Raw genomic sequence first — 21,236 nt, 5'->3', positions numbered from 1 at the left:
GTGCCGTGCGCACCCTGCCCCTCGCCGTTGCACGTGAGCCGGCCGACTCATGGGCAGATGATGTCGCTCGCCCGCTCGGCGCCGGTCGTCTCCGCCGCCCCCGGCTCGCTCCCGGATGCGGCCGGGTGCGCCTCGCCCGCCGGGCCGGACGGGCCGGACGGTGCCGCGCCCGACCCCGTGAGCAGCGGGGCGGGCGGGGGAGCGGGGAGCGGGGTGGGGAGCGCCGTGGGCGTGGCCGCCGCCGGGTGGTCAGTGCCCGCGTACAGCTGGAGGACCATCCCCAGCCCGGGCACCGGGGTCAGCTCGGCCTCCGGCACCGCGCCCGCCAGCGTCCACGCCGACTCCGCCCAGCGCGGGTCGTACCGGATCACCGTCCGCCCGGGCGCGGTGCCGGCCGGGGCGTTGGACGGCACCCCCGTGGTGGCGAACCCCGCCCGCCGCAGCTCGGTGTCCACCCGGGCGCCCAGCCCCGCGGTGCCCGCCGCGTTGAACACCTGGACGTGCACCTGCTCCGGCGCGACGGCAGCCGCCGCACCCACCGAACCCGCCGAACCCGCACCCGCACCCGCACCCGCCGCAGGATCCGCCCCCGAGTTCCCCGAACCCCCCGAGCTCCCCGAACCCCCCGAGCCCCCCGGCCCGTCCGGCCCCGCCCCGCCCGTCAGCGGCCGTCCCTCCCGGACGGCGTCGAACAGCTCCCGCGCCCGCTCCTCGTCCCAGAGCACCGTCGACCCCCACCCGGCGACCGGATGGTCCACCGAGGCCAGCGGCACGGTCACGAAGTCGGCCCGCCCGGCCGTCAGGTCCTTCATCCGGGTCCCCAGGGTGATCAGGTCGTCGGCCGCGAGCCCCTTGTCGGCCTTGACCGAGCCGAGCAGGCTGTCCGTCACCCGGGCCAGCCGCACCGGGTTGAGCAGGGTGCCGCTGCTGGTCACCTCGTGCAGCAGCTCGGCGACGAACTTCTGCTGCCGGTGCATCCGCCCCAGGTCGGAGCTGCCGTCCACGTGCCGCGCGCGCACGTACTTGAGCGCCCCCGCGCCGTCCAGGGTGCTGGTGCCGGCCGGCAGGTCCAGGCCCGAGTACTCGTCCTTGAGCGGCTTGGCGGTGCAGACCCGGACCCCGCCGACCGCGTCCACGGCGGCGACGAACCCGGTGAAGTTCACCTGGAGGTAGTGGTCGATCCGCAGCCCGGTGTTCTGCTCGACGGTGGCCACGGCCAGCTGCGGCCCGCCCAGCCCGTACGCCGCGTTGATCTTCCCCTTGCCGGCCGGGACGTCCTTGCGCGTCGCCGGGTCCCGGTGGGCGGGGATGTCGACATAGGAGTCGCGCGGAATGCTGATCACACTGGCCCGGGAGCCGTCCCCGGCGAGCCGGACGATCATCATCGTGTCGGTGCAGTGGCAGGACTCGCCCCCGGCGTGCAGCACGCTCTTCAGCGTCTCCTCCGGGATGCCCTCGCGCTCGTCGGTGCCGACCACCAGGAAGGTGCTGGCGCTGTCGTCGGCCGGGCGGGCCCGGTCGCCGCTGAAGGCGTCGACCCGGTCGATCGACCCGATGCCGTGCAGCACCGCCCAGCCGCCGCCCGAGGTGGCGAGGATGCCGAGGGCGACACAAGCGGCCAGCCGCCGGAGCCAGCGGCGCAGCCGTCCGGTCGAGGATCCGGGCCGTGACGGCGAGGCGCCGGCCGGGCCTCCGGGCCGCGCGGCGGAGAGGGGGGAGACGGGCATCTCTCGGATGGTAGGGGCGTCCCGGCCGGGCCGGGTGAGGGCGCGCCGGGCCCGGGGAGTACGGTGGGCCCCGATCGGTGAAACGTTCCTCCTGGCGCTCTCCGGCGACGCTGGAACGTTCCGTCGGCAATCCTTCGCATACGGTCGCTCCGGGCCGGGCTCAGCGCCCAGACCGGGACAAGACGACACCCCGCCCACACCGGTACGGTTGGCCCCGATGAACACCAAGGCTGCTGAGGAGCTGCCGGCGGTCTCCGTGATCATGCCGGTGCTCAACGAGGAACGACACCTGCGTACGGCCGTCCGGCACATCCTGGAACAGGAGTACGCCGGGCCGATGGAGGTGGTGATCGCCCTCGGTCCGTCCACCGACCGCACCGCGCAGATCGCCGCCGAACTCGTCGCCGAGGACCGCAGGGTGCGGACCGTGGAGAACCCCACCGGGCGTACCCCCGCAGGGCTGAACGCCGCGATCCGGGGCTCCAGTCACCCGATAGTGGTACGGGTCGACGGTCACGGCCTGCTGACCCCGGGCTACATCACCACGGCGGTCAGGCTGCTCTGCGAGATGGAGGCCGCCAACGTCGGCGGCATCATGCACGCCGAGGGCGAGACCGAGTGGGAGAACGCGGTCGCGGTCGCGATGACCTCCAAGATAGGCGTCGGCAACGCCGCCTTCCACACCGGCGGCCTGGCCGGCCCGGCGGACACCGTCTACCTCGGGGTGTTCCGGCGCGAGGTGCTGGAGCGCCTCGGCGGCTACAACGAGGAGTTCGTCCGCGCCCAGGACTGGGAGCTCAACTACCGCATCCGGCAGGACGGCGGCCTGGTCTGGTTCACCCCGCAGCTGCGCGTCACCTACCGCCCCCGGCCCAGCGTCAAGGCGCTCGCCAAGCAGTACAAGGACTACGGCCGCTGGCGCCGGGTGGTCACCCGGTACCACCGGGGCTCGGTCAACCTGCGCTACCTCGCGCCCCCGGCCGCCTTCCTCGGCGTCACCCTCGGGCTGGTGCTCGGCGTGGCCGTCCACCCGGCCTTCCTGGCCGCGCCCGGGGCCTATGTGCTCGGCATCAACGGCGGCGCGCTGGCCGAGGGCCGCGGCCTGTCGCTCAAGGCGAAGGCGCTGCTGCCGGTGGCCTTCGCGACCATGCACCTCAGCTGGGGCTTCGGCTTCCTCACCTCGCCGCGCTCGCTGGCCCGCAAGGTGATCGGCAGCCGCTCCCCGTCCGCCGCCGACGTGGTCGTCGAACGCGGCTGACCCCCGGCGGCCCCTCCCGGGCACCAATCGGCCAATCCCGCGGACCCGCTCTCCCGTTCCCGCCCCCGGCGCTATCGTCGGGCGCCATGGGGACAGTTGAGGGCGGGTCCGCCGCCGTTGCGGGGCCCGCCGCCGCTTCCGCGGGTGCCGGGGCCCGGGTCGAGCCGACCGCCGACGTCGACGGGCGCGCGGTGCTCGGCGCCGGGACGACCGTCTGGCACCTCGCCCAGGTCCGCGAGGACGCGGTGATCGGCGCGGAGTGCGTCATCGGCCGCGGCGCCTACGTCGGCCCCGGCGTGCGCATCGGCGACCGGGTCAAGCTGCAGAACCACGCGCTGGTCTACGAGCCCGCGGTGCTGGAGGACGGCGTGTTCGTCGGCCCGGCCGCGGTGCTCACCAACGACCTCTACCCGCGCTCGGTGGACGTCGACGGCCGCCTCAAGCGCGGCGACGACTGGCACGCCCGCGGGGTGACGCTCCGCCAGGGCTGCTCGATCGGCGGCCGGGCCGTCCTGGTCGCCGGGGTGACGGTGGGCCGCTGGGCCCTGGTCGCGGCCGGCGCGGTGGTGCACCGGGACGTCCCGGACTTCGCCCTGGTGGCCGGCGTACCGGCCCGCCGGATCAAGTGGGTCGGCCGGGCCGGCGAGCCGCTGGAGCCGGCCGGCGAGCACCGCTGGCGCTGCCCGCGCACCGGCGAGGAGTACCGGGAGTCCGACGGCCTGCTGGCCCCGGCGGAGCCGTCCTGACGTTCGGCCGCTCGGCGCAGACGGACTACTTGGCGCAGACGTCGGTGTCGTCGGCCTGGACCCGCTGGAGGTCCTTGGGCGCCTCGGTCGCCGGAGCGCTCGGGGTCGCCGCCGCGGCGGCCGGCGCGTCCTTGCCCAGCACCAGCACCAGCCCGTCCTTGGCGGTCAGCTTCGGGTCCGCCTTGACCGCGTCGGCGGGCAGGCCCAGCGCACCGGCCAGCGCCGCCGCCTCGGCGGCCCTGCCGGCCGGGTGGGAGACGGTGGTGGCCGCCGCGACGGGCGCGTTGGCGGAGGTCGCGGCCCGGGCGTAGCCCTTCGCCTGGAGCCGGTCGACGGCCTGCTGCGCCTGCCCGGGCGTCCCGCTGCCGTTGCGCACCGTCACCCGCAGCTGCTTCGTGTCCACCACCGGAGCGGCCGCGGACGGCGCCGCCTCGGGGGTGGCCGGAGCGGTGGCCGGAGCATTGGCGGCCGGAGCCGCGGCAGCCGGGGCGGTGGCGGCCGCGGTCTGCGGGGCGGCCGGGTCCGCCGCCCCGGTCAGCGACCGGTCGCCCCCGACCATCGAGAACAGCTGCCCGGCGTCCGGCTGCTTGAGCACCAGCCGGTTCTCGTCCGTCGGGTCGTCCAGCACCGGCACGGTGGCGAAGGTGATGTTCCCGGTGTCGACCTTGCTGACGTCCAGCGCGAGGTCCTTCAGCTTGTCGACGCTGTCGATCCCGGAGTCGACGGTGAGCGCCTTGGTGGAGGCGTCCGCCAGCTTCCACAGCTTGGCCGGGTTGGTCAGGGTGTCGCTGCTCTTGACCGAGCGGATCATCGAGCTGATGAACTGCTGCTGCAGCGGGATCCGGGTGAGGTCGCCGCCCTGCCCGACGGCGTGCCGGGTACGGACGAAGGCGAGCGCCTCGTCGCCCTGGACGACGTGCCGGCCCTTGCTCATCTTCAGGTGCGAGTCCGGGTCGTTGATGTCCTTGGCCGCGCACACCTCGACGCCGCCGACGGCGGTGGAGAGCGTCTTCACGGCATCGAAGTTGACCATCACGAAGTGGTCGACCCGGATCCCGGTCATCTTCTCGACGGTCTTCCAGGTGCAGCCCGGATCGCGGCCCTCCTGGCCGAGGCTGTTGTTGAACATCGTGCGCGACGCACCGGGGATGGTCTTCCCGTCCGGCGTCCGGCAGTCCGGGACGGGCACCATGAGGTCGCGCGGGATGCTGAGCACGGTCGCGTTGGTGCGGTCCTTGGCGACGTGGAACAGCAGGGTGGTGTCGGCGTGCCCGGCGCTGCCCTCGTCACCGTACGAGCGGCCCAGGCCCTCCCGGCTGTCGGTGCCGATCACCAGGATGTTCATGGCGTCGCCGGCCGGCTTGGGCCGCTCCGCCTCGTCGCCCAGCTGCACCTTGACGGCGGTGATGTTGTTGTTGAGGTGCTGGTACGCGTAGTACGCGCCGCCGCAGCCGGCCACCAGGGCGAACGCGCCGAGGCCGCCGGTCCACTTCAGCAGCCGTCGGCGGCGGTTGCGCCGGGCCGTGCGCGCCCGGCGGTGGGCGCCCCGGCCGCCGCCGGCCGGGGGTGCGGCGGCGGGTGCGGGTACCGGCGCGGGCACGGGTGCCGCGGGCTCGGCCGCGCTGCCCCGGCGCTGGACGGGGATGCCGTGGGCGGGGTCGGACGGGGGCCGCTCCGCGTCCGGCGTGACGCCCTGGGTGTCCTGCTGCACGGGTGTTCCCCTCCCTCCGACCGGTTCACGGGACGGTGCGCGAATTGCGCGACCGACTCGGACACCCTAGACGAGCCGGGTGGGGGGATTGTTCCGGATGTGATCTCCGCCATCACCCGGGACGTGATTCACCGCGTCATTTCCCCAGGTGAAATCGGGTGCTGGGAATTTCCGGGGAGAGCCCTTCAAGATCATGGTCCGTGTACGGAATGGTGATCCGATGAGCAGATGAGCCGTACCGGTACGGGTCAGTGCATCGCGCACGCGTCCACGTCGGCGGTCCGCCCCTCGAACGACGGCGGAGTGCTCACGCTCGGTGACGGAGCCGCCGACGGAGCCGCCGACGGAGCCGCCGACGGGCCGGCCGACGGACTCGCCGCCGGCGCCGCCCGGACCGTCGGCGAGGGCCCCGACCCCGGCGGCCGCACCTCCACCGGCCGGTCGTCCCGCAGCGCCGCGAACAGCTGCGTGGTCTGCGGCTGCACGAACTCGTCCCGGTCCGAGTCGAACCGGTACGGCTGCCGCGGCGCCGTCAGGAAGGTGACGTCCGCCGACGGGATCTCCCGCAGGTCCTGGGTCAGGTCGTACAGCGCGCCCAGCGAGGACAGCCCGCCGTCGGCCCGCACCGACGAGGTCGCCGCGTCCAGCACCGGCCACAGCTTGGTCGGATTGAGCAGCACGTCCTGCGACTGCACCTTGCGGATCAGCGCCGCCAGGAACTGCTGCTGACGCCCCATCCGCTGGGTGTCGCTGCCGTCGCCGAGGGTCTCCCGCGCCCGGACGTAGCCGAGCGCCTGCTCGCCGTGCAGGGTCTGCCGCCCGGCCGGCAGGTCCAGCTTGGCGTCCTTGTCGTGGATCGGCTGCGGGACGCACACCTCGACCCCGTCCACGGCGTCCACCATCCGCTTGAACCCGGCGAAGTCGACGATCACGTAGTGGTCGATCCGGATGCCGCTGAGCTGCTCGACGGTCCGGATCGAGCAGGCCGGACCACCGGTCTCGAAGGCCGCGTTGAACTGCATCAGGGTGGCCCGGCTGCGGGTGCCGTCCGGCTTCTCGCAGGCGGGGACGCTCACCATGACGTCGCGCGGGATGGAGACGGCGGTCGCGCGCCGCCGGTCGGCCGCCAGGTGGAGCAGGATCGTGGTGTCCGAGCGCTGGCCGCCCGCCGCGCCGTAGGAGGCGTTGGCGCCGGTGCGGTCGTCGCTGCCGATCAGCAGCAGGTTCTCCGCGCCGTGGGCCCCGGCGGTCCGGCTGGGGCGCTCGGCCTCCAGCCGGGCCAGCAGCTGGTCGGTGGTGGAGTCGGTGCGGATGTTGCCGTCGAGCTTGCGGTACGCGATCCAGAGCAGCGTGCCGCCGGCGAGCAGCACGAACGCGAGCGCGCCGGCCGTGACGACCAGCCACCGGCGGCGCCGGCGCCGGCGGGCGGAAGCCTCGGGGACGGCTTCCGGTGCCGCGGCGCCGGCCTCCTCGGTCGGGGGGCGTCCGGTCGGGGGGTGCTCGGTGTCGTCCTCGGCCATGGCAGGGATCCCTACCCGCCCGGCCGGGGCCGGGGGTTACCCGAGGCGCAGTGTCACCCGTTCGGATTCCACCCGCTTCTCCCACTGGTCGGCGTCCAGGCCGTCCGAGTTGCGGCAGAGCACCACCGACGCGCCGGCCGCCAGCGGCGCCAGCAGACCGGCCTCCAGGCCCGCCCAGTCGTCGTAGGAGAGGGTGGACAGCACCCGGTCGCCCGGACCGACACCGAGCCGGGCCGCGCCCTCCCGGGCCAGCTGGACGCTCTGCTCCCCGGTCAGCTTCAGGGGCAGGCCGTCGACCGAGGTCTCCAGCGCCGGGGCGTCCGGGGCGACGGGGGAGTACGGGGCGAACCGGTCGCCCTGGCCGGGCACCTCGGCCGCGTAGTCCAGGAAGCCGTCCGGGCGCTGGGGGAACCGCCCGCCGAGCGGCCGCAGCGCGAGCGCCACCCGCTCGCCCTCGCAGGCCTGGGCGGCCTCCAGACCGTCCGGGCCGCTGACCACCAGGTCGGCGGCGGCCGGGTCACCGCCCGGAACCGCCGTCACCCCGACCGACCAGCAGGCGAGCAGCCAGACGGCGCTCTGCCAGTGGGCCGGGAGGAGCAGCGCGGCGCGGTCGCCCGGGCCGGCGTTGAGCTCGTCCTGGAGCAGGTTGGCGGTCTTGGCCACCCAGTTGTCGAAGGTCCGGGCGGAGAGCTCGACGCGTTCGCCACTGGCGTCGTCGTAGAAGGTGACCAGCGGGGCGGCGGGGTCGACTGAGGGAGTGCCACCTCGCAGGAAAGCGTGCAGCAGCTCGACGGGGGTGCGGGCATCGGCAGCGAAAGGCGAAGTCATGGTGCGCCCCAGCCTACGGCCTTCGGGTGGACGTCCGGGAGGGGTGGCGGAAGCAGCGCCGGGTGGCGTGGCGCGCGGGTCGAAATCCCGTGAACATCCGGTTTATGCGCAACTTTCTTCCGGCCCTCCGCGGCCGCCCGACCGTCGTCGTCCCCACCGCCCTGCTCGCCGTCTGCGCGGCCGTGCTGCCGCTGTCCCCGGCCGCCGCGGAATCCGGCCCGTTATCCGCGGGCCCCTCGCCGCAGGCCGGACAGCGGAGTTCGGCGGGCGGCGGCACCGTCAGCTCGATCCCGCTGACCGCCCCGCACCGGCTCGCCGGCTCCGGCTCGCTCCCGGCGGCCGCCGCCCGCACGCTGGCACCGCGCCGCACCGGGCGGTTCGAACTGCTCGGGGTCACCTGGGACGGTCCGTCGAGCGCGCTCGACGGCGCCGCCGTCCGGGTCCGCACCCGGGACGCGGCCACCGGCGCCTGGCGCGGCTGGCAGCGGCTGGACGTCGACGGCGACGAGGGGCCGGACACCCCGGCCGCAGCCGGCCGAGCCAGGCGCGCCGGCACCGCCCCGCTGTGGACCGGCCCCAGCGACGGCGTCGCCGTCGAGGTGACCGCCGGTCCGGCCGGACCACCGCCCGGCCTGCGGGTCGAACTGGTCGACCCGGGCCGCGGCGCCGAGTCCTCCGCCGCCCGGAGCACGCCCGCCGAACCGGACGCCGGCGGCCGACGGGCCGCCGGCAACCAGGCCCCGCGCCCCGAGATCGTCACCCGGGCCGGCTGGGGCGCCGACGAGTCCATCCGCGAGCCCGGCTTCGTCTACACCGGCCAGGTCCGGGCGGTCTTCATCCACCACACCGCCACCGCCACCGCGTACGAGTGCTCCGACGCACCCCGGGTGATCCGGTCGATCTACCTGTACCACGTGCAGAGCAACGGCTGGCGGGACATCGGCTACAACTTCCTGGTCGACCGCTGCGGCACCGTCTACGAGGGCCGGGCCGGCGGCACCGACCTGCCGGTGCACGGCGCCCACACCCTCGGCTTCAACACCGACACGGCGGGCGTCGCGGCGATCGGCACCTACGTCTCGGACGCGCCCCCGGCGGAACTGCTGACCGGCCTGTCCCGGATCACCGCCTGGAAGCTCGGCCTCACCGGACGGGACGCGGCCGGCCAGGTGAAGCTGGTCTCCGGCTCCAGCAGCAGCCTCTACCCGGCGGGCACCACCGTCAGCTTCGACGCCGTCTCCGGCCACCGCGACGGCGTCAGCACCGAGTGTCCCGGCGCCGCCCTCTACGCCAGGCTCCCCGACATCCGCAGCGCGGCGGCCGGCCTGCAGGGCCGCGTCGCCGCCCCGCGGTAGCCGCCGCGCGCCGCAGTCACCCCGGTCCGGGCCCGCGCCCGACCAGCTCCCGCAGCTCCGCCGTCAGCGCCCGCGCGAGATCGGGCCGCAGGTCGTACCGGGCCGGGGTGTTCTGCATCAGGGCGATCCGCCAGCCCGCGCCCGCGTTGACGGCGATCACCGTCTGCACCGCGTTCAGCGCGGGGTCCACGTCCTGGGCGTCGTCCGGCACCAGGCCGGCGACCGCGTCCAGCTGCGCGACCCCGGGGCCCAGCGCCCGCACCCGCCGCACCTTGGCGACGTACTCCGGCGTCGGGTGGCCGGCGAAGACCCGCCCCAGTTCGGCGGCCATCACCGACCGGCCGGCGTGCCGGGTCCCGTCGAAGCCGATCACCTCGCCGTCCGGCGCGAACGGCCCGGCGAAGGCCGCGCCGTCCCGCAGGTTCCAGCCCTCCAGCACCCGGTGGTAGAGGGACCGCACGGCACTCTCGTCACCTGGGGACAACTCCGCCACCCGCGTATCGTTCATATCCCCATGGTCGACGGACAGCGCAGGAGGTGCACGACGGTGAGCGGGAGCACGCGCACGGGCGCGCACACGGGCCTGCCCGCCCCCCGGGGCGCCGGCGGCCGCACCGACGGCGGAGCCGTCCGCCGCTGGCGGCCCGGCTTCCCGCTGGACGTGACCCGCACCCTGCTCCCGCTGCGCCGCGGCCCGGCCGACCCGGCGTACCGGACCACCGCCGACGGCGCCGTCTGGCGCGCCTCCCGCACCCCGGCCGGCATCGGCACCCTGCGGGTGCTCGCCCGCCCCTCCGAGGGCGTCGTCGAGGCGGGCGCCTGGGGCCCGGGCGCCCCGTGGCTGCTCGACCGGCTGCCCGACCTGCTCGGCGCCGCCGACGACCCGGCGGGCCTGGTCCTGCCGTCCGGCCCGCTGCACGAGGCCCAGCGCGAGGTGGCCGGGGTGCGGCTGGTCAGGACCGGCCTGGTCATGGAGTCCCTGGTGCCGGCGATCCTGGAGCAGAAGGTCACCACCGGCGAGGCCTACCGCGCCTGGCGCACCCTGCTGCGCGCCTTCGGCACCCCGGCGCCCGGCCCGGTCGAGGGCCTGCGGGTGGCGCCCTCGGCCCGCGAGTGGTCCCTGGTGCCGAGCTGGGAGTGGCACCGCGCGGGCGTGGACCCGAAGCGCTCGGCGACGGTGCAGCGCGCGGTGCGCCTGGCGCCGCGCCTGGAGGAGGCCTCCGCGATGGACCACGAGACCTCCTTCGCCCGCCTGACCGCCGTCCCCGGCATCGGCGTCTGGACGGCCGCCGAGACCCTGCAGCGCAGCAACGGCGACGCCGACGCCGTCTCGGTCGGCGACTTCCACCTGCCCAACACCGTCGGCTGGGCCCTGGCCGGCCGCGTCCGCAGCGACGACGCCCAGATGCTGGCCCTCCTGGAGCCCTACCGCCCCCACCGCCACCGCCTCTGCCGCCTGATCCTCGCCACCGGCACCCACGCCCCCCGCTTCGGCCCCCGCCTCACCCCCAACGACCACCGCCACCGCTGACACCACACCTTCGGGTGAGCTGTCCGATCAGCGACGCACTACGGCGTAGTACCCGGCGTACGCTGGCCGCATGGAAGCAACCATGAGGGAACTGAACCAGCAGACGGCCAGGGTGATAGGAGCCGTCGAGCGCGGCGAGACGGTCACCGTCACCAAGGACGGCCGCCACGTGGCCACCATCGTGCCGCCGCACCTGGCCGAGCCCGTCTACCCGTTCCGGACCGACCCGATGGGTGACGAGATCGACGACCTGCCGGTCATCAGCGGCGGCCGCCGGATTCTCGACGATCTGGACAGTGCCATGGAAGGGTTCGGCGAGTGAGCGGCGTCGCAGTGGTCGGGGACGCGGGAGCGCTGCTCTCCTGCTATTCGCCGGCGGAGAAGGAGCACCACGCCTGCCGGGCCGCGTTGCGCACGGTCGGGCACCTCGTCATTTCCCCGCTGGTCCTGGCCGAGCTGGACTACCTGGCCACCAAGTCGCTCGGTGCCGACGGGGCCATGCGCATCCTCGACGACATCATCGACAAGTGCGCGATCGGCCGGTACGAGGTTCCGGAAGTAGGCGCACACCTGGGAGCCGCCAGGGTTGTGATGCGTACGTATTCGAAGCTCAACATCGGCCTGACCGACGCGATCAACGTCGCGCTCGCCGCCGAGTTCCGCACCGACGCCGTGCTGACCGTCGACCGGAGGCACTTCCGGGCGGTCCGGCCGCTGACCGACCACGAGGCCTTCCGGCTGCTGCCGGACGACCTCGACAGCTGATTCCTCCTGCCGATCCCTCCTACCGGACCTCGATGAAGGCGGCGGCGGAGCGGTCGGGGCGGGTGCGCGGGGGTTCGGCGGGGCGGCCGACGGCGACGGCGCCCATCGGGTCCCAGTGGGCCGGGAGGTCCAGGGCGGCGCGGACGGTGTCGCGGCAGAACATGGTGGACGACACCCAGGCCGAGCCGTAGCCCTCGGCGGCCAGCGTGACCAGGAGGTTCTGCACGGCGGCGCCGATCGCCACGGTGAACATCTCCCGCTCGGCGGCGGCGCGGCGCTCGTCGGGGTAGTCGTGCGAGCCGTCCATCACCAGGCAGGGCACCACCAGGTACGGGGCGGCCCGCAGGACGTCGCCGCGGGCCGTGCGGCGGGCGATCCTGGCCTCGTCCCAGCCGTCCAGCTCGGCGAGGTCGCGGCGCCAGGCGGCGAGCATCGCGTCCAGCAGCCGGGTCCGCACCTCGGGGGTCTCCAGCAGCACGAACCGCCACGGCGTGGTGTGGTGCGGCGCGGGCGCGGTGACCGCGGCGGCGACGGCGCGCCGGACGGCCTGCGGGTCGACCGGCTCGGGGGTGAACGCGCGGATGGTGCGCCGCTGGGTGACGGCCTGCCGGATCGCTTCGGAGGTGCCGAGCCGGAACATGTCCTGGTCGGCGGGCCGGATCAGCGGCCGGACGCCCTCGCCGTCCTCGACGGTGACCAGGTGGCCGAGGCCGCGGACCACGGCGACCGGGGTGCCGGTGGCCTTGCCCTTCACCAGGTCGGCGGCGGCGGCCAGCTCGTCGGCGGTGGCGGTGACGGTGAGCGCCAGCTCGTTGCCGTGCGAGTCGGTGCGGCCCCGGTGGTCCTCCAGGACGGGCAGCCCGGCGGCGCCGATGGCGACGTCGGTGAGCCCGTTGCGCCAGGGCCGGCCGAAGGTGTCGGTGACGACGACGGCGAGCCGGCGCCCGGTCAGCTGGTGGAGCCGGGCACGCAGCGCGCGGGCGGAGGCGTCCGGGTCCTCGGGCAGCAGCAGGATGGTGCCGGGGGCGGTGTTCGAGGCGTCGACGCCCGCGGCGGCCATCACCAGGCCGTTGCGGTTCTCGACGATCCGGGTGGGGCCGCGCCGGGCGACCACCCGGACGGCCTCGGCGTCGATCGCGGCCTCCCGGTCGGCGGCCTCCAGGATCCGGCCCTCGGCCTTGCTGACCACCTTGGAGGTGACCAGCAGGATGTCGCCGTCCTGGTACTCGGCGGCCTTGGCGATCAGCCCGGCGAGGTCGGAGTCGGCGTCGATCTCGGGCAGCCCGCCGACGGGCAGGACCTGGAGGGTCACCCGCGCACCTGCTCGGCGAGCGCGAGCGCGGCCCGGGCCATCTCGGCGGTGGCGGCGACGTCGGTCATCAGCAGCGGCACCGCCCGGCAGGCGATCCCGCCGGCCTCGACGGCGGCGACGGACGCCTCGTCCGCGCTGTCCACCAGCCACCCGTCGATCAGCTCGGAGCCGTAGTTCAGCGCGACCGCCTCGGCGGTGGCCTCGACGCCGACGGCGGCGAGCACCTTGTCGGCCATGCCGCGCACCGGCGCCCCGCCGATGATCGGGGAGAGCCCGACCACCGGGGCGGGCGCGGCGGCGACGGCGGCCCGGATGCCGGGCACGGCGAGGATGGTGCCGATCGAGACGACCGGGTTGGACGGCGGGAAGAGGATGACGTCGGCGGCGGCGATGGCCTCCAGCACGCCGGGCGCCGGCTTGGCGGTGTCCGCGCCGACCGGCACGATCGCCTCGGCGTCGACGGCGGCGTGCAGCTTGACCCAGTACTCCTGGAAGTGGATCGCCCGGGTGCCCTGCTCGTCGGTGATCCGCACATGGGTCTCGACCCGGTCGTCGCTCATCGGCAGCAGCCGCACCCCGGGCCGCCAGCGCACGCAGAGCGCCTCGGTGACCTGGCTGAGGGTGTAGCCGGCGGTGAGCATCTGGCTGCGCACGAGGTGGGTGGCGAAGTCGCGGTCGCCGAGCCCGAACCACTCGGGCCCGACGCCGTACTCCTTCATCTCGGCCTTGATGGACCAGGTCTCGTCGGTCCGGCCCCAGCCCTGCTCCTCGTGGATGCCGCCGCCGAGGGTGTACATGACGGTGTCGAGGTCGGGGCAGACCTTCAGCCCGAAGAGGTGGATGTCGTCACCGGTGTTGCCGATGACGGTGATCTCGTCCTCGGGACCGATGGCCTCCCGGAGTCCGCGCAGGAAACGCGCTCCGCCGATCCCGCCTGCCAGTGCCACGATGCGCATGCGCCCATCCTGCCACGCGCCGACGGGTCGTCAGCCCGGTCCTCGACAACCTGCCGCCGGGTCTCAGCCAACCTCGGCGGACGTCTGCTGGTGCTGCTCCGGGACGGCCGTGGCGCCGCCGTACTGGTTCATCTCGGTCAGGCCGGGGCTGTAGAGGTGGATGGAGACGGCCGGCTCCAGCGAGCCGTTGACCACCTCGTGCAGGTAGCCGGCGGAGAACACCCGCTGCCCGCCGGGGCGCAGCGTGCGGGCACCGTCCCCGGCGTGGGTGAGGGAGCGCTCGACGAGCTCGCCCCGCACGACGGTCATCACGCCGGCCGAGGCGCCGTGGTCGTGGAGGCCGCTGCTCTGGCCGGGCAGCCAGCTGAGCAGCCAGACCTCGTAGCCGGGGCCGGTCTCCAGCCGGGCGTACCAGCGGGTGAGCGCGTCGTAGCGGACGAGCGGCTCCCAGCGGGCGCGGTCGGCGGCGATCTCGCGCACCAGCCGGGCGTGGTCGGCGACGGTGACCGGGTGCGTGGGCAGGTCGGTGCGGGCGAGGTGCGGGAAGGCCAGCGGGTCGCCGGCGATGGAGACGTCGCTGAGGCCGTCGGCCCACGGGTGGCCCACGGGGTGGCCGCCGGGGGAGAGGGCGACGGGGGGCCGGCGGAGGGTGGTCTTGCTGCGGTCGCGGTTCCGCTTGCGGATGCGGATCATTCGCACGGGAGTCGTCCTCGGAGGGCTGGGTCGTCAGGGGATCAGCCGGATCCGGGATGTCCTGGGGCGGGAATCGCGGGCGGCCTCTGTGCTTCCTGGGCGGCGCGCGGCGGGACGGCGGGCGCCTAGATACAGCGGCAGGAACAGAGGCGACAACAGGAGTTCACGGCACGGCGGAGGGCGGAACCGCTCCGGGGGCTGGCGAACTCTGACATGAGGGCAAGGAGATCGCACGGGAGGGGCCGGTGTCAACTCGGGGAGAGCGGACATTCGGGAGAGATGAGTCATGAACTACCCGATGGGGTGATAAATCACCCTCTATGTTTCGATGGGAAGATCGCCGGGAAGGGAGGCCGATGACCGGCCTTGTGGCGGTGACTGCGTGTCACCCGGCCCCCGGTTGCGGAGGGTTCGGCGGCCTTCGAGGGCGATCGGGCGAGAGGTCCGTTGTGTCCGGTTATGTACACTATTCGTAACGGCTTGGTGCCGGGGAGTGAATCCTGGCCCCAATACCAGAGCTCGGCTTGACTGGGCCAGAGTGACGCAACTGTAATTTCACTCGTGTCGTCGGCCGCACGAGGCAACGGCAACCACGGGGACGCCAATAGGGGCAGAGGAGGCGCGCCACATGAGCGAGCTCTTTGAGCTGTTGATCGGTGACGGCATCGAGGAGGAAGAGGAACTCGGCTGGCAGGAGCGCGCGCTGTGCGCCCAGACCGACCCGGAATCCTTCTTCCCCGAGAAGGGCGGCTCCACGCGCGAGGCCAAGAAGGTCTGCCTCGCCTGCGAGGTCCGCTCCGAGTGCCTGGAGTACGCCCTCGCCAATGACGAGCGCTTCGGCATCTGGGGCGGTCTCTCCGAGCGCGAGCGCCGCCGGCTCAAGAAGAGCGCCGTCTGACCGGGGTGGACGCGTCCCCCCGATCCCCGGACCCCGGATCCTCGAACACCCGGCCCGCACGGACGAGCTGTCACGAAGCGCCTCACCACCCTTGGTGAGGCGCTTTCGCGTTCCCGGCCGGGCGCCCGGGACGGACACCGTGGACGGAGCCGCAACCCGGAGCCGTTAGTGTGGTGCGCCATCCGGTTGCCGTTCACCGGCTGTGTCCACCGAGAACTGGGGCCCGCGCACGCGATGACCGTCTACAGCCACCAGAGCGGCCTCTCCTCCAGCAGGCCGCCCGCCTACCCGCGCCATCTGGTCACCGCCGTGATCGTCTCGCACGACGGCGCCCGCTGGCTGCCCCGGGCCCTCGCCGGCCTGCTCGGCCAGGACCGCCCGGTGCAGCGTGTGCTCGCCGTCGACACCGGCTCCACCGACGACTCCCCGCGCCTGCTCGCCGAGACCCTCGCCGACTGGCTCCCGGAGAGCGGCCCGACCGTCCTCGGCCGCCGGGCCGGCTTCGGCACCGCCGTCGGCGAGGCCGTCTTCAACAGCCCCCCGCTGCGCGCCGAGGACCTGCCCTACCGGCTGGACCCCTCCGGCTACGACCCGGTCACCGGTGGCTGGGACGACTTCGGCGACCCGCTGGGCGAGCAGGACGACCTCGGCCGCGGCGGCCCCCGGGAGACGCAGCCCGTCGAGTGGCTCTGGCTGCTGCACGACGACTGCGAACCGCAGACCGACGCGCTGCGCCGGCTGCTCCAGGTCGCCGACTCCACCCCCAGCGCCGCCGTCGTCGGTCCCAAGCTGCGCAGCTGGTACGACCGCCGGCAGCTGCTGGAGGTCGGCGTCAGCATCGCCCGCTCCGGCCGCCGCTGGACCGGCCTCGACCGGCGCGAGCAGGACCAGGGCCAGCACGACCAGGTCCGCCCGGTGCTCGCCGTCTCCACCGCCGGCATGCTGGTGCGCCGCGACGTCTTCGAGGCGCTCGGCGGCTTCGACCGGGCGCTGCCGCTGATGCGCGACGACACCGACTTCTGCTGGCGGGTCAACGCCGCCGGCCACCGCGTCGTGGTCGCCCCGGACGCCGTGCTCCGGCACGCCGAGGCCGCCAGCCGCGAGCGCCGCGCGATCGACTGCGGCCCCGCCCACCCGCACCGGGTGGACAAGGCCGGCGCCGTCTACACCCTGCTCGCCAACTCCAAGGGCGCGCTCCTCCCCTACGTCCTGCTGCGGCTGGTGCTCGGCACCCTGCTGCGGGTGGTCGCCAACCTGCTCGGCAAGGACCCCAAGCAGGCCTTCGACGAACTCGCCGGCCTCGGCCACGAACTCGTCCGGCTGCCCCGGCTGCTGGCCGCCCGCAAACGCCGCGCCCGCAGCCGTGCCGCCGACGCCCTGGACGACCGCACGCTCTTCCCCGCACCCGGCGCCACCGCCCGGCTCGCCGTCGAGGGCGTCGTCGGCTCGCTCGGCATAGGGGGCGGCGACGACGCCGGCGCCGGCCGGCACGGCACCGCCGAGGCCGGCGGCGACGAGGACGCCGAGGACCTGGTCGTCGAGCAGTTCGCGCTGGTCAAGAAGCTCGTCCGGCGCCCCGCCCCGGTGCTGTTCGCCGCCCTGCTGGTGTTCGCCCTGGTCGCCTGCCGCGGCCTGCTCGGCGCCGACGCCCTGTTCGGCGGCGCCCTGCTGCCCGCCACCGACGGCGCGGCCGGGCTCTGGTCGATGTACGCCGACGCCTGGCACCCCGTCGGCACCGGTTCCACCGCCGCCTCGCCGCCCTACCTCGCGGTGCTGTCCGTCCTCTCCTGGCTGCTGTTCGACCACGCCGACCTCGCGGTCACCCTGCTGGTCGTCCTCGCCGTGCCGCTCTCCGCCGTCAGCGCCTACCTGGTCTCCCGGCCGCTGATCGACTCCAAGCTGGTCCGCGCCTGGGCCAGCGCCACCTACGCGCTGCTGCCCGCCGCTACCGGCGCGCTCGCCCAGGGCCGGATCGGTACCGCCGTGCTGGCCGTGCTGCTGCCGCCGCTGGCCCGCGCCGCCGCGATCACCGCCGGCCTCGGCATCCGGGACGAGAGCGCCGCCAAGGGCGCCCGCCCCGGCTGGCGGCCCGCCTGGATGACCGTCCTGCTGCTCACCCTGGCCACCGCCTTCGTCCCGCTGATCTGGGCGCTGGCCGTCCCGCTCTGCCTGGCCATGCTGGTCGTCGCGGTGGTCCGCGGCGGTGCCTTCGGCTCCGGCGTCACGGCGCTGCGGCTGCTCGGCCTGCGCGTCCTGGTGATCCTCGCGGTGCCGGTCGGCGTGCTCGCGCCCTGGTCGCTCCAGGTGCTGACGCACCCGCAGCGACTGCTACTCGAAGCCGGTCTGCCCGGTCTGCACGGCGCCGGGCCGACCGCCGCCGGGCTGCTCCTGGTCAACCCGGGCGGCGCGGGCGTGCCGCCGGTGTGGCTCTCCGCCGGTGTGGTGCTCGCCGCGCTGGCCGCCCTGCTGCGCGCCGACCGCCGCCGCGCGGTGCTCGCCGCCTGGGGCGCCGCCGGTGCCGGACTGGTCTTCGCCGTCGCGGTGGCCGGCACCTCGGTGACCCCGGCCTCCGGCGGCCCGGCCGTTCCCGCGTGGTCCGGCCCCGCCACCCTGCTGGCCGGCGTGGCCCTGCTCGCCGCCGCCGCGATCGGCGCCGACGGCGCCAACGCCCGGGTGGCCGGCATCGCCTTCGGCTGGCGCCAGCCGGTCGCCGCCCTGGTGGTGGCCGCCGCCGTGCTCGCCCCGCTGGGCACCGGCCTCTGGTGGGCCGTCACCGGCGCCGACGGTCCGCTGCACCGCGGCCGCGGCGCCCAGGTGCCCGCGTTCATCGCCGAGCAGGCCGGTACCACCGACCGCTCCCGCACCCTGGTCGTCACCGGCGACCCGAAGGGCGGCTCGGTCGGCTACACCGTGGTCCGCGGCGCCGGTCTGACGCTCGGCCAGGCCGAGTCCACCGTCGACCCGGCCACCGGCACCACGGCCGGCCTGGACCGCACGGTCGGCAGCCTGCTGGCCGGCTCCGGCGCCGACCAGGCGGGCGCGCTCTCCCGCTACGGCATCGCCTACGTACTGGTCGACCAGCCGCTGATCGGCGTCTTCAAGGACGTCCTGGACACCACCCCCGGCCTGGTCAAGGCCAACCAGGACGGCGGCGCCGCACTCTGGCAGGTCGACGGCACCCCCGCCACCCGCGCGCTGATCACCGCCCCGGGCACCGTCCCGGTGGTCGTCCCGGCCGGTGAGCGCGACCTGGACACCACCCTGCCGGCCGGCCCCGAGGGCCGGGTGCTGCGACTGGCCGAGTCCGCCGCCCCGGAGTGGAAGGCGACCCTGGACGGCACCGCCCTGGAGCCGGTCACCGTCGACGGCTGGGCGCAGGGCTTCAAGCTCCCGGCCGGCGGCGGCAAGCTGCTGGTCACCCGGGAGGGCAGCCTGCTGCACACCGGCTGGATCTGGGCCCAGCTGCTGCTCGGCCTGACCGTGTTGGTGCTGGCCCTGCCCGGCCGGCGCAGCCACAAGGACGACGACCTGCCCGAGGACGTGGTCGAGGCCGCCGCGCTGGCCGCCGCCGCCCAGGCGCAGGCCCCGGCCCCCGGCAGCCGCCGGGCCCGCCGGATGGCCGAGCGCGGCGAGGGCGCCGAGAGCCCGGTCCCGGACACGGACGAACCGGAGACCGGGGTGTACGAGGGCCGGCCGGGCACCATCCCGGCGCAGTCCGCGGCCGAGCCGGTGGCCGGAGCGGTCCAGGCGGCAGCCGCCGCCCAGGAGGCCGAGCCGTACACCGACCCGTACCAGGCGTACCCGCAGGCCGACCCGTACAGCTACGACCCCTACGCCGCCCAGCAGCCGGTGGGCGCGCCGTACGGCGGCCAGGGCTACGGCGGCCAGGACGGCTACCAGCAGCAGGGCTACCCGCCGTACCCGGCGGAGCAGCAGTACGGCTACGACCCCTACCAGCAGGCCGCTCAGCAGACCGGCCAGCAGCCGTGGGTGCCGGGCCAGCAGCAGGCCGAGCCCTACTACGAGCAGCCGGACCCGAACGAGCCCCACGACCCGAACGGCCCGGGCCGGTACCCGCACCACCACGGATCGGGGAGCTGACCCGCGATGAAGAAGCCCGCCTTCAGGAAGAAGTCCGCCGCACCGGGCACCGTCCCCGCGGCCGAGCCCGCCGGGGCCCCGGGCGGCGCCCCCGCGCCGAAGGGCTCGGGTGCGGCGAAGACCACCCAGTCGCTGCTGGCCGCGGCCGTGGTGCTCGCGGCGGTGGTCGGCATCGCCGAGCTCCGCCCGCCGGCCGCCCCGGCCCGCACCGACGCGGCCACCGCCACGTCGGCGCAGGTCGAGCGGAGCACCGCGGTCTGCCCGCTGCCGCTGCAGGGCCTCACCGGCTCCACCAGCCTCACCGCCTACACCCCGCCGGGCGCCGGCGAGGCCACCGGCGGTGCGGGCTGGCTCTCCGACGCGGCCGCGCCCGCCGCCCCGCCCGCCGCCGCCCCCAGCGGCGCGCCCGCGACCCCGGCCGCCACCGGCGCGCCCGCTCCCGCGGCGCCCACCGCCGCCGCGGCCGTGGACAAGGACACCGCCCCGGCCGACGCCCGGCTCACCCTGGCCAAGCCCGGCACCCCGGTGACCGCCCCCGCCGCCAACGGGGACATCGCCCCCGGCGCCGGGGCCGTCGCCACCGGCGCGCTCGCCCCCGGCTTCACCGTCACCCAGACCACCACCGTCACCGAGCAGCGCGGCCTGGGCCTGTCCGGGATCACCTGCACGCCCGCCGGCACCGGCTTCTGGTTCGCCGGCGCCTCCACCGCCGAGGGCCGCACCGACTACATCAGCCTCGTCAACACCGAGTCCAGCGCCGCCGTGGTCGACCTCAAGCTCTACGGCGACAAGGGCCTGATCGAGAACGACGCCGGCAACGGCATCACCATCGCCCCCGGCAGCTCGCAGTCGGTGCTGCTGCCGACCCTCAGCAAGGGCCAGGTCGCCGACCTCGCCGTGCACGTGGTGGCCCGCAGCGGCCGGGTCGGCGCCGCCCTGCACGCCGCCGACGGCAGCAAGGGCGCCGACTGGGTGCCCGCCTCCGCCGACCCGGCGCCCGTCCAGGTGCTGCCCGGCCTGCCCGCCGACACCACGGCCGCCCGCCTGGTCGTCTGGGCCCCGCCGGAGGACGACGCCGACCTCAAGATCGAGCTCTCCGGCAAGAACGGCTGGTTCACCCCGGCCGGCAACGAGTCCATCCACGTCAAGGCCGGCATGGTGGCCGCCGTCGACCTCGGCAAGGTGACCCGCGACGAGGTCGCCGGCCTGCGGGTGTCGCCCAGCGACGACAAGCACCCCACCCCGGTGGTGGCCGGCCTGCGGGTCGACCGCGCCGCCGCCAACGGCAAGTCCGACGCCGCCTGGCTGACCGGCACCGTGCCGGTCGGCGCCCGCGCCACCGTCGCCGACAACCGGGGCGGCGGCGCGTCCACGCTCTTCCTCACCTCCACCGGCGAGGCCGCGACCGTCCGGGTCACCGCCTCGGCCGGCACCGGCGGCGGAACCCCCGCCACCAAGGAGGTCCAGCTGCCGGCCGGCGGCACGGTCGCCCTCCCGGCGCCCGAGCCCGCCGGACTCAACGGGAGCTACGCGCTCACCGTGGAGACCGTCTCCGGCGGCCCGGTCGTCGCCGCCCGGATGCTCGCGATCACCACCAAGGACGTGCCGATGTTCACCGTCCAGGCGCTGCGCGACGACCGCTCCAGCGTCAAGGTCCCGCACGCCGCCCAGGACCCGGGCGTGGTCCTGCGCTGAACGCGCCCGCAACGCCGGAGGGGCCGCACCCGATCACGGGGGGGGGCCCCCCCGGGGTGGGGGCAGGGCACGTGGGTTGGCGGGTGGGTGGCGGGGGGGGGGTGCCCCCCCAACGCCGCCCCCAGGTAGGTAAAGATCTA

The 21,236-nt window shown here is 75.3% G+C and carries 17 protein-coding genes; 9 read left to right on the top strand and 8 right to left on the bottom strand.

All coding sequences use genetic code 11. The features are described from left to right. Positions 1-47: 47 nt before the first annotated feature. A complete protein-coding gene (locus ACFU9E_RS32170; RefSeq protein ID WP_380686475.1) occupies positions 48-1,727 on the bottom strand; it encodes an LCP family protein in 1,680 nt (559 codons plus the stop codon). 217 nt (positions 1,728-1,944) lie between these two features. On the opposite strand from ACFU9E_RS32170, the gene ACFU9E_RS32165 reads away from it, so the two are divergent. Further along, positions 1,945-2,985: a glycosyltransferase family 2 protein gene (locus ACFU9E_RS32165; protein WP_380686474.1), complete on the top strand. Its 1,041-nt coding sequence runs from the start codon at positions 1,945-1,947 to the stop codon at positions 2,983-2,985. An 86-nt stretch (positions 2,986-3,071) separates the two neighbouring features. Beyond that, positions 3,072-3,731: an acyltransferase gene (locus ACFU9E_RS32160; RefSeq protein WP_380686473.1), complete on the top strand. Its 660-nt coding sequence runs from the start codon at positions 3,072-3,074 to the stop codon at positions 3,729-3,731. A gap of 25 nt (positions 3,732-3,756) precedes the next feature. On the opposite strand, the gene ACFU9E_RS32155 is transcribed toward ACFU9E_RS32160, so the two are convergent. The 3 genes from ACFU9E_RS32155 to ACFU9E_RS32145 form a co-directional block, all read right to left on the bottom strand. Next, positions 3,757-5,442, bottom strand: a complete 1,686-nt coding sequence (locus tag ACFU9E_RS32155) for an LCP family protein (protein WP_380686472.1) — start codon at positions 5,440-5,442, stop codon at positions 3,757-3,759. Between the two features lie 248 nt (positions 5,443-5,690). Next, positions 5,691-6,962: an LCP family protein gene (locus ACFU9E_RS32150; RefSeq protein ID WP_380686471.1), complete on the bottom strand. Its 1,272-nt coding sequence runs from the start codon at positions 6,960-6,962 to the stop codon at positions 5,691-5,693. Positions 6,963-6,998: 36 nt separating this feature from the next. Next, positions 6,999-7,790, bottom strand: a complete 792-nt coding sequence (locus ACFU9E_RS32145; protein WP_380686469.1) for a TIGR03089 family protein — start codon at positions 7,788-7,790, stop codon at positions 6,999-7,001. 104 nt (positions 7,791-7,894) lie between these two features. Here ACFU9E_RS32145 and ACFU9E_RS32140 point away from each other — a divergent pair, with 104 nt between their 5' ends. Next, positions 7,895-9,145: a peptidoglycan recognition protein gene (locus ACFU9E_RS32140; protein WP_380715548.1), complete on the top strand. Its 1,251-nt coding sequence runs from the start codon at positions 7,895-7,897 to the stop codon at positions 9,143-9,145. Positions 9,146-9,161: 16 nt separating this feature from the next. Here ACFU9E_RS32140 and ACFU9E_RS32135 read toward each other — a convergent pair whose 3' ends face one another. Beyond that, positions 9,162-9,653, bottom strand: coding sequence for an SgcJ/EcaC family oxidoreductase (locus ACFU9E_RS32135; RefSeq protein WP_380684516.1), 492 nt, complete (start codon positions 9,651-9,653; stop codon positions 9,162-9,164). A 39-nt stretch (positions 9,654-9,692) separates the two neighbouring features. On the opposite strand from ACFU9E_RS32135, the gene ACFU9E_RS32130 reads away from it, so the two are divergent. From ACFU9E_RS32130 to ACFU9E_RS32120, 3 genes are all read left to right on the top strand, one after another. Next, entirely contained in the window at positions 9,693-10,676 is a 984-nt protein-coding gene (locus ACFU9E_RS32130; protein WP_380684515.1) for a DNA-3-methyladenine glycosylase family protein, read from the top strand. A gap of 82 nt (positions 10,677-10,758) precedes the next feature. Next, on the top strand, positions 10,759-10,998 hold the full coding sequence (locus tag ACFU9E_RS32125) for a type II toxin-antitoxin system Phd/YefM family antitoxin (protein WP_380684514.1): 240 nt from the start codon (positions 10,759-10,761) through the stop codon (positions 10,996-10,998). After that, a complete protein-coding gene (locus ACFU9E_RS32120) occupies positions 10,995-11,441 on the top strand; it encodes a PIN domain-containing protein (protein ID WP_380684513.1) in 447 nt (148 codons plus the stop codon). The genes ACFU9E_RS32125 and ACFU9E_RS32120 overlap by 4 nt, the downstream gene beginning before the upstream one ends. A gap of 19 nt (positions 11,442-11,460) precedes the next feature. On the opposite strand, the gene ACFU9E_RS32115 is transcribed toward ACFU9E_RS32120, so the two are convergent. The 3 genes from ACFU9E_RS32115 to ACFU9E_RS32105 all read right to left on the bottom strand — a co-directional run bounded on the left by ACFU9E_RS32115 (position 11,461) and on the right by ACFU9E_RS32105 (position 14,408). Beyond that, positions 11,461-12,753, bottom strand: a complete 1,293-nt coding sequence (locus tag ACFU9E_RS32115) for a coenzyme F420-0:L-glutamate ligase (RefSeq protein WP_380684512.1) — start codon at positions 12,751-12,753, stop codon at positions 11,461-11,463. Further along, a complete protein-coding gene (gene cofD / locus ACFU9E_RS32110; RefSeq protein WP_355373241.1) occupies positions 12,750-13,709 on the bottom strand; it encodes a 2-phospho-L-lactate transferase in 960 nt (319 codons plus the stop codon). The genes ACFU9E_RS32115 and cofD overlap by 4 nt, the downstream gene beginning before the upstream one ends. Positions 13,710-13,772: 63 nt before the next feature. After that, positions 13,773-14,408 (bottom strand): cysteine dioxygenase, encoded by a 636-nt coding sequence (locus tag ACFU9E_RS32105; RefSeq protein WP_380684511.1) that lies wholly within the window; start codon positions 14,406-14,408, stop codon positions 13,773-13,775. Between the two features lie 622 nt (positions 14,409-15,030). Here ACFU9E_RS32105 and ACFU9E_RS32100 point away from each other — a divergent pair. The 3 genes from ACFU9E_RS32100 to ACFU9E_RS32090 all read left to right on the top strand — a co-directional run bounded on the left by ACFU9E_RS32100 (position 15,031) and on the right by ACFU9E_RS32090 (position 21,096). Then, complete coding sequence (locus ACFU9E_RS32100; protein WP_030310813.1) at positions 15,031-15,300, top strand: WhiB family transcriptional regulator; 270 nt, start codon at positions 15,031-15,033, stop codon at positions 15,298-15,300. Positions 15,301-15,534: 234 nt separating this feature from the next. Further along, the gene (locus ACFU9E_RS32095; RefSeq protein WP_380684510.1) at positions 15,535-19,401 is read left to right on the top strand and encodes a glycosyltransferase; all 3,867 of its coding nucleotides are present in this window, start codon (positions 15,535-15,537) and stop codon (positions 19,399-19,401) included. A gap of 6 nt (positions 19,402-19,407) precedes the next feature. After that, a complete protein-coding gene (locus ACFU9E_RS32090; protein ID WP_380684509.1) occupies positions 19,408-21,096 on the top strand; it encodes a DUF5719 family protein in 1,689 nt (562 codons plus the stop codon). The last annotated feature ends 140 nt before the right edge of the window (positions 21,097-21,236 follow it).

This window comes from Kitasatospora sp. NPDC057595, assembly GCF_042800875.1.
Lineage (GTDB): Bacteria > Actinomycetota > Actinomycetes > Streptomycetales > Streptomycetaceae > Kitasatospora.
The sequence above is the reverse complement of the archived record's forward strand: the minus strand, read 5'-3'. Positions and strand labels throughout refer to the sequence as shown.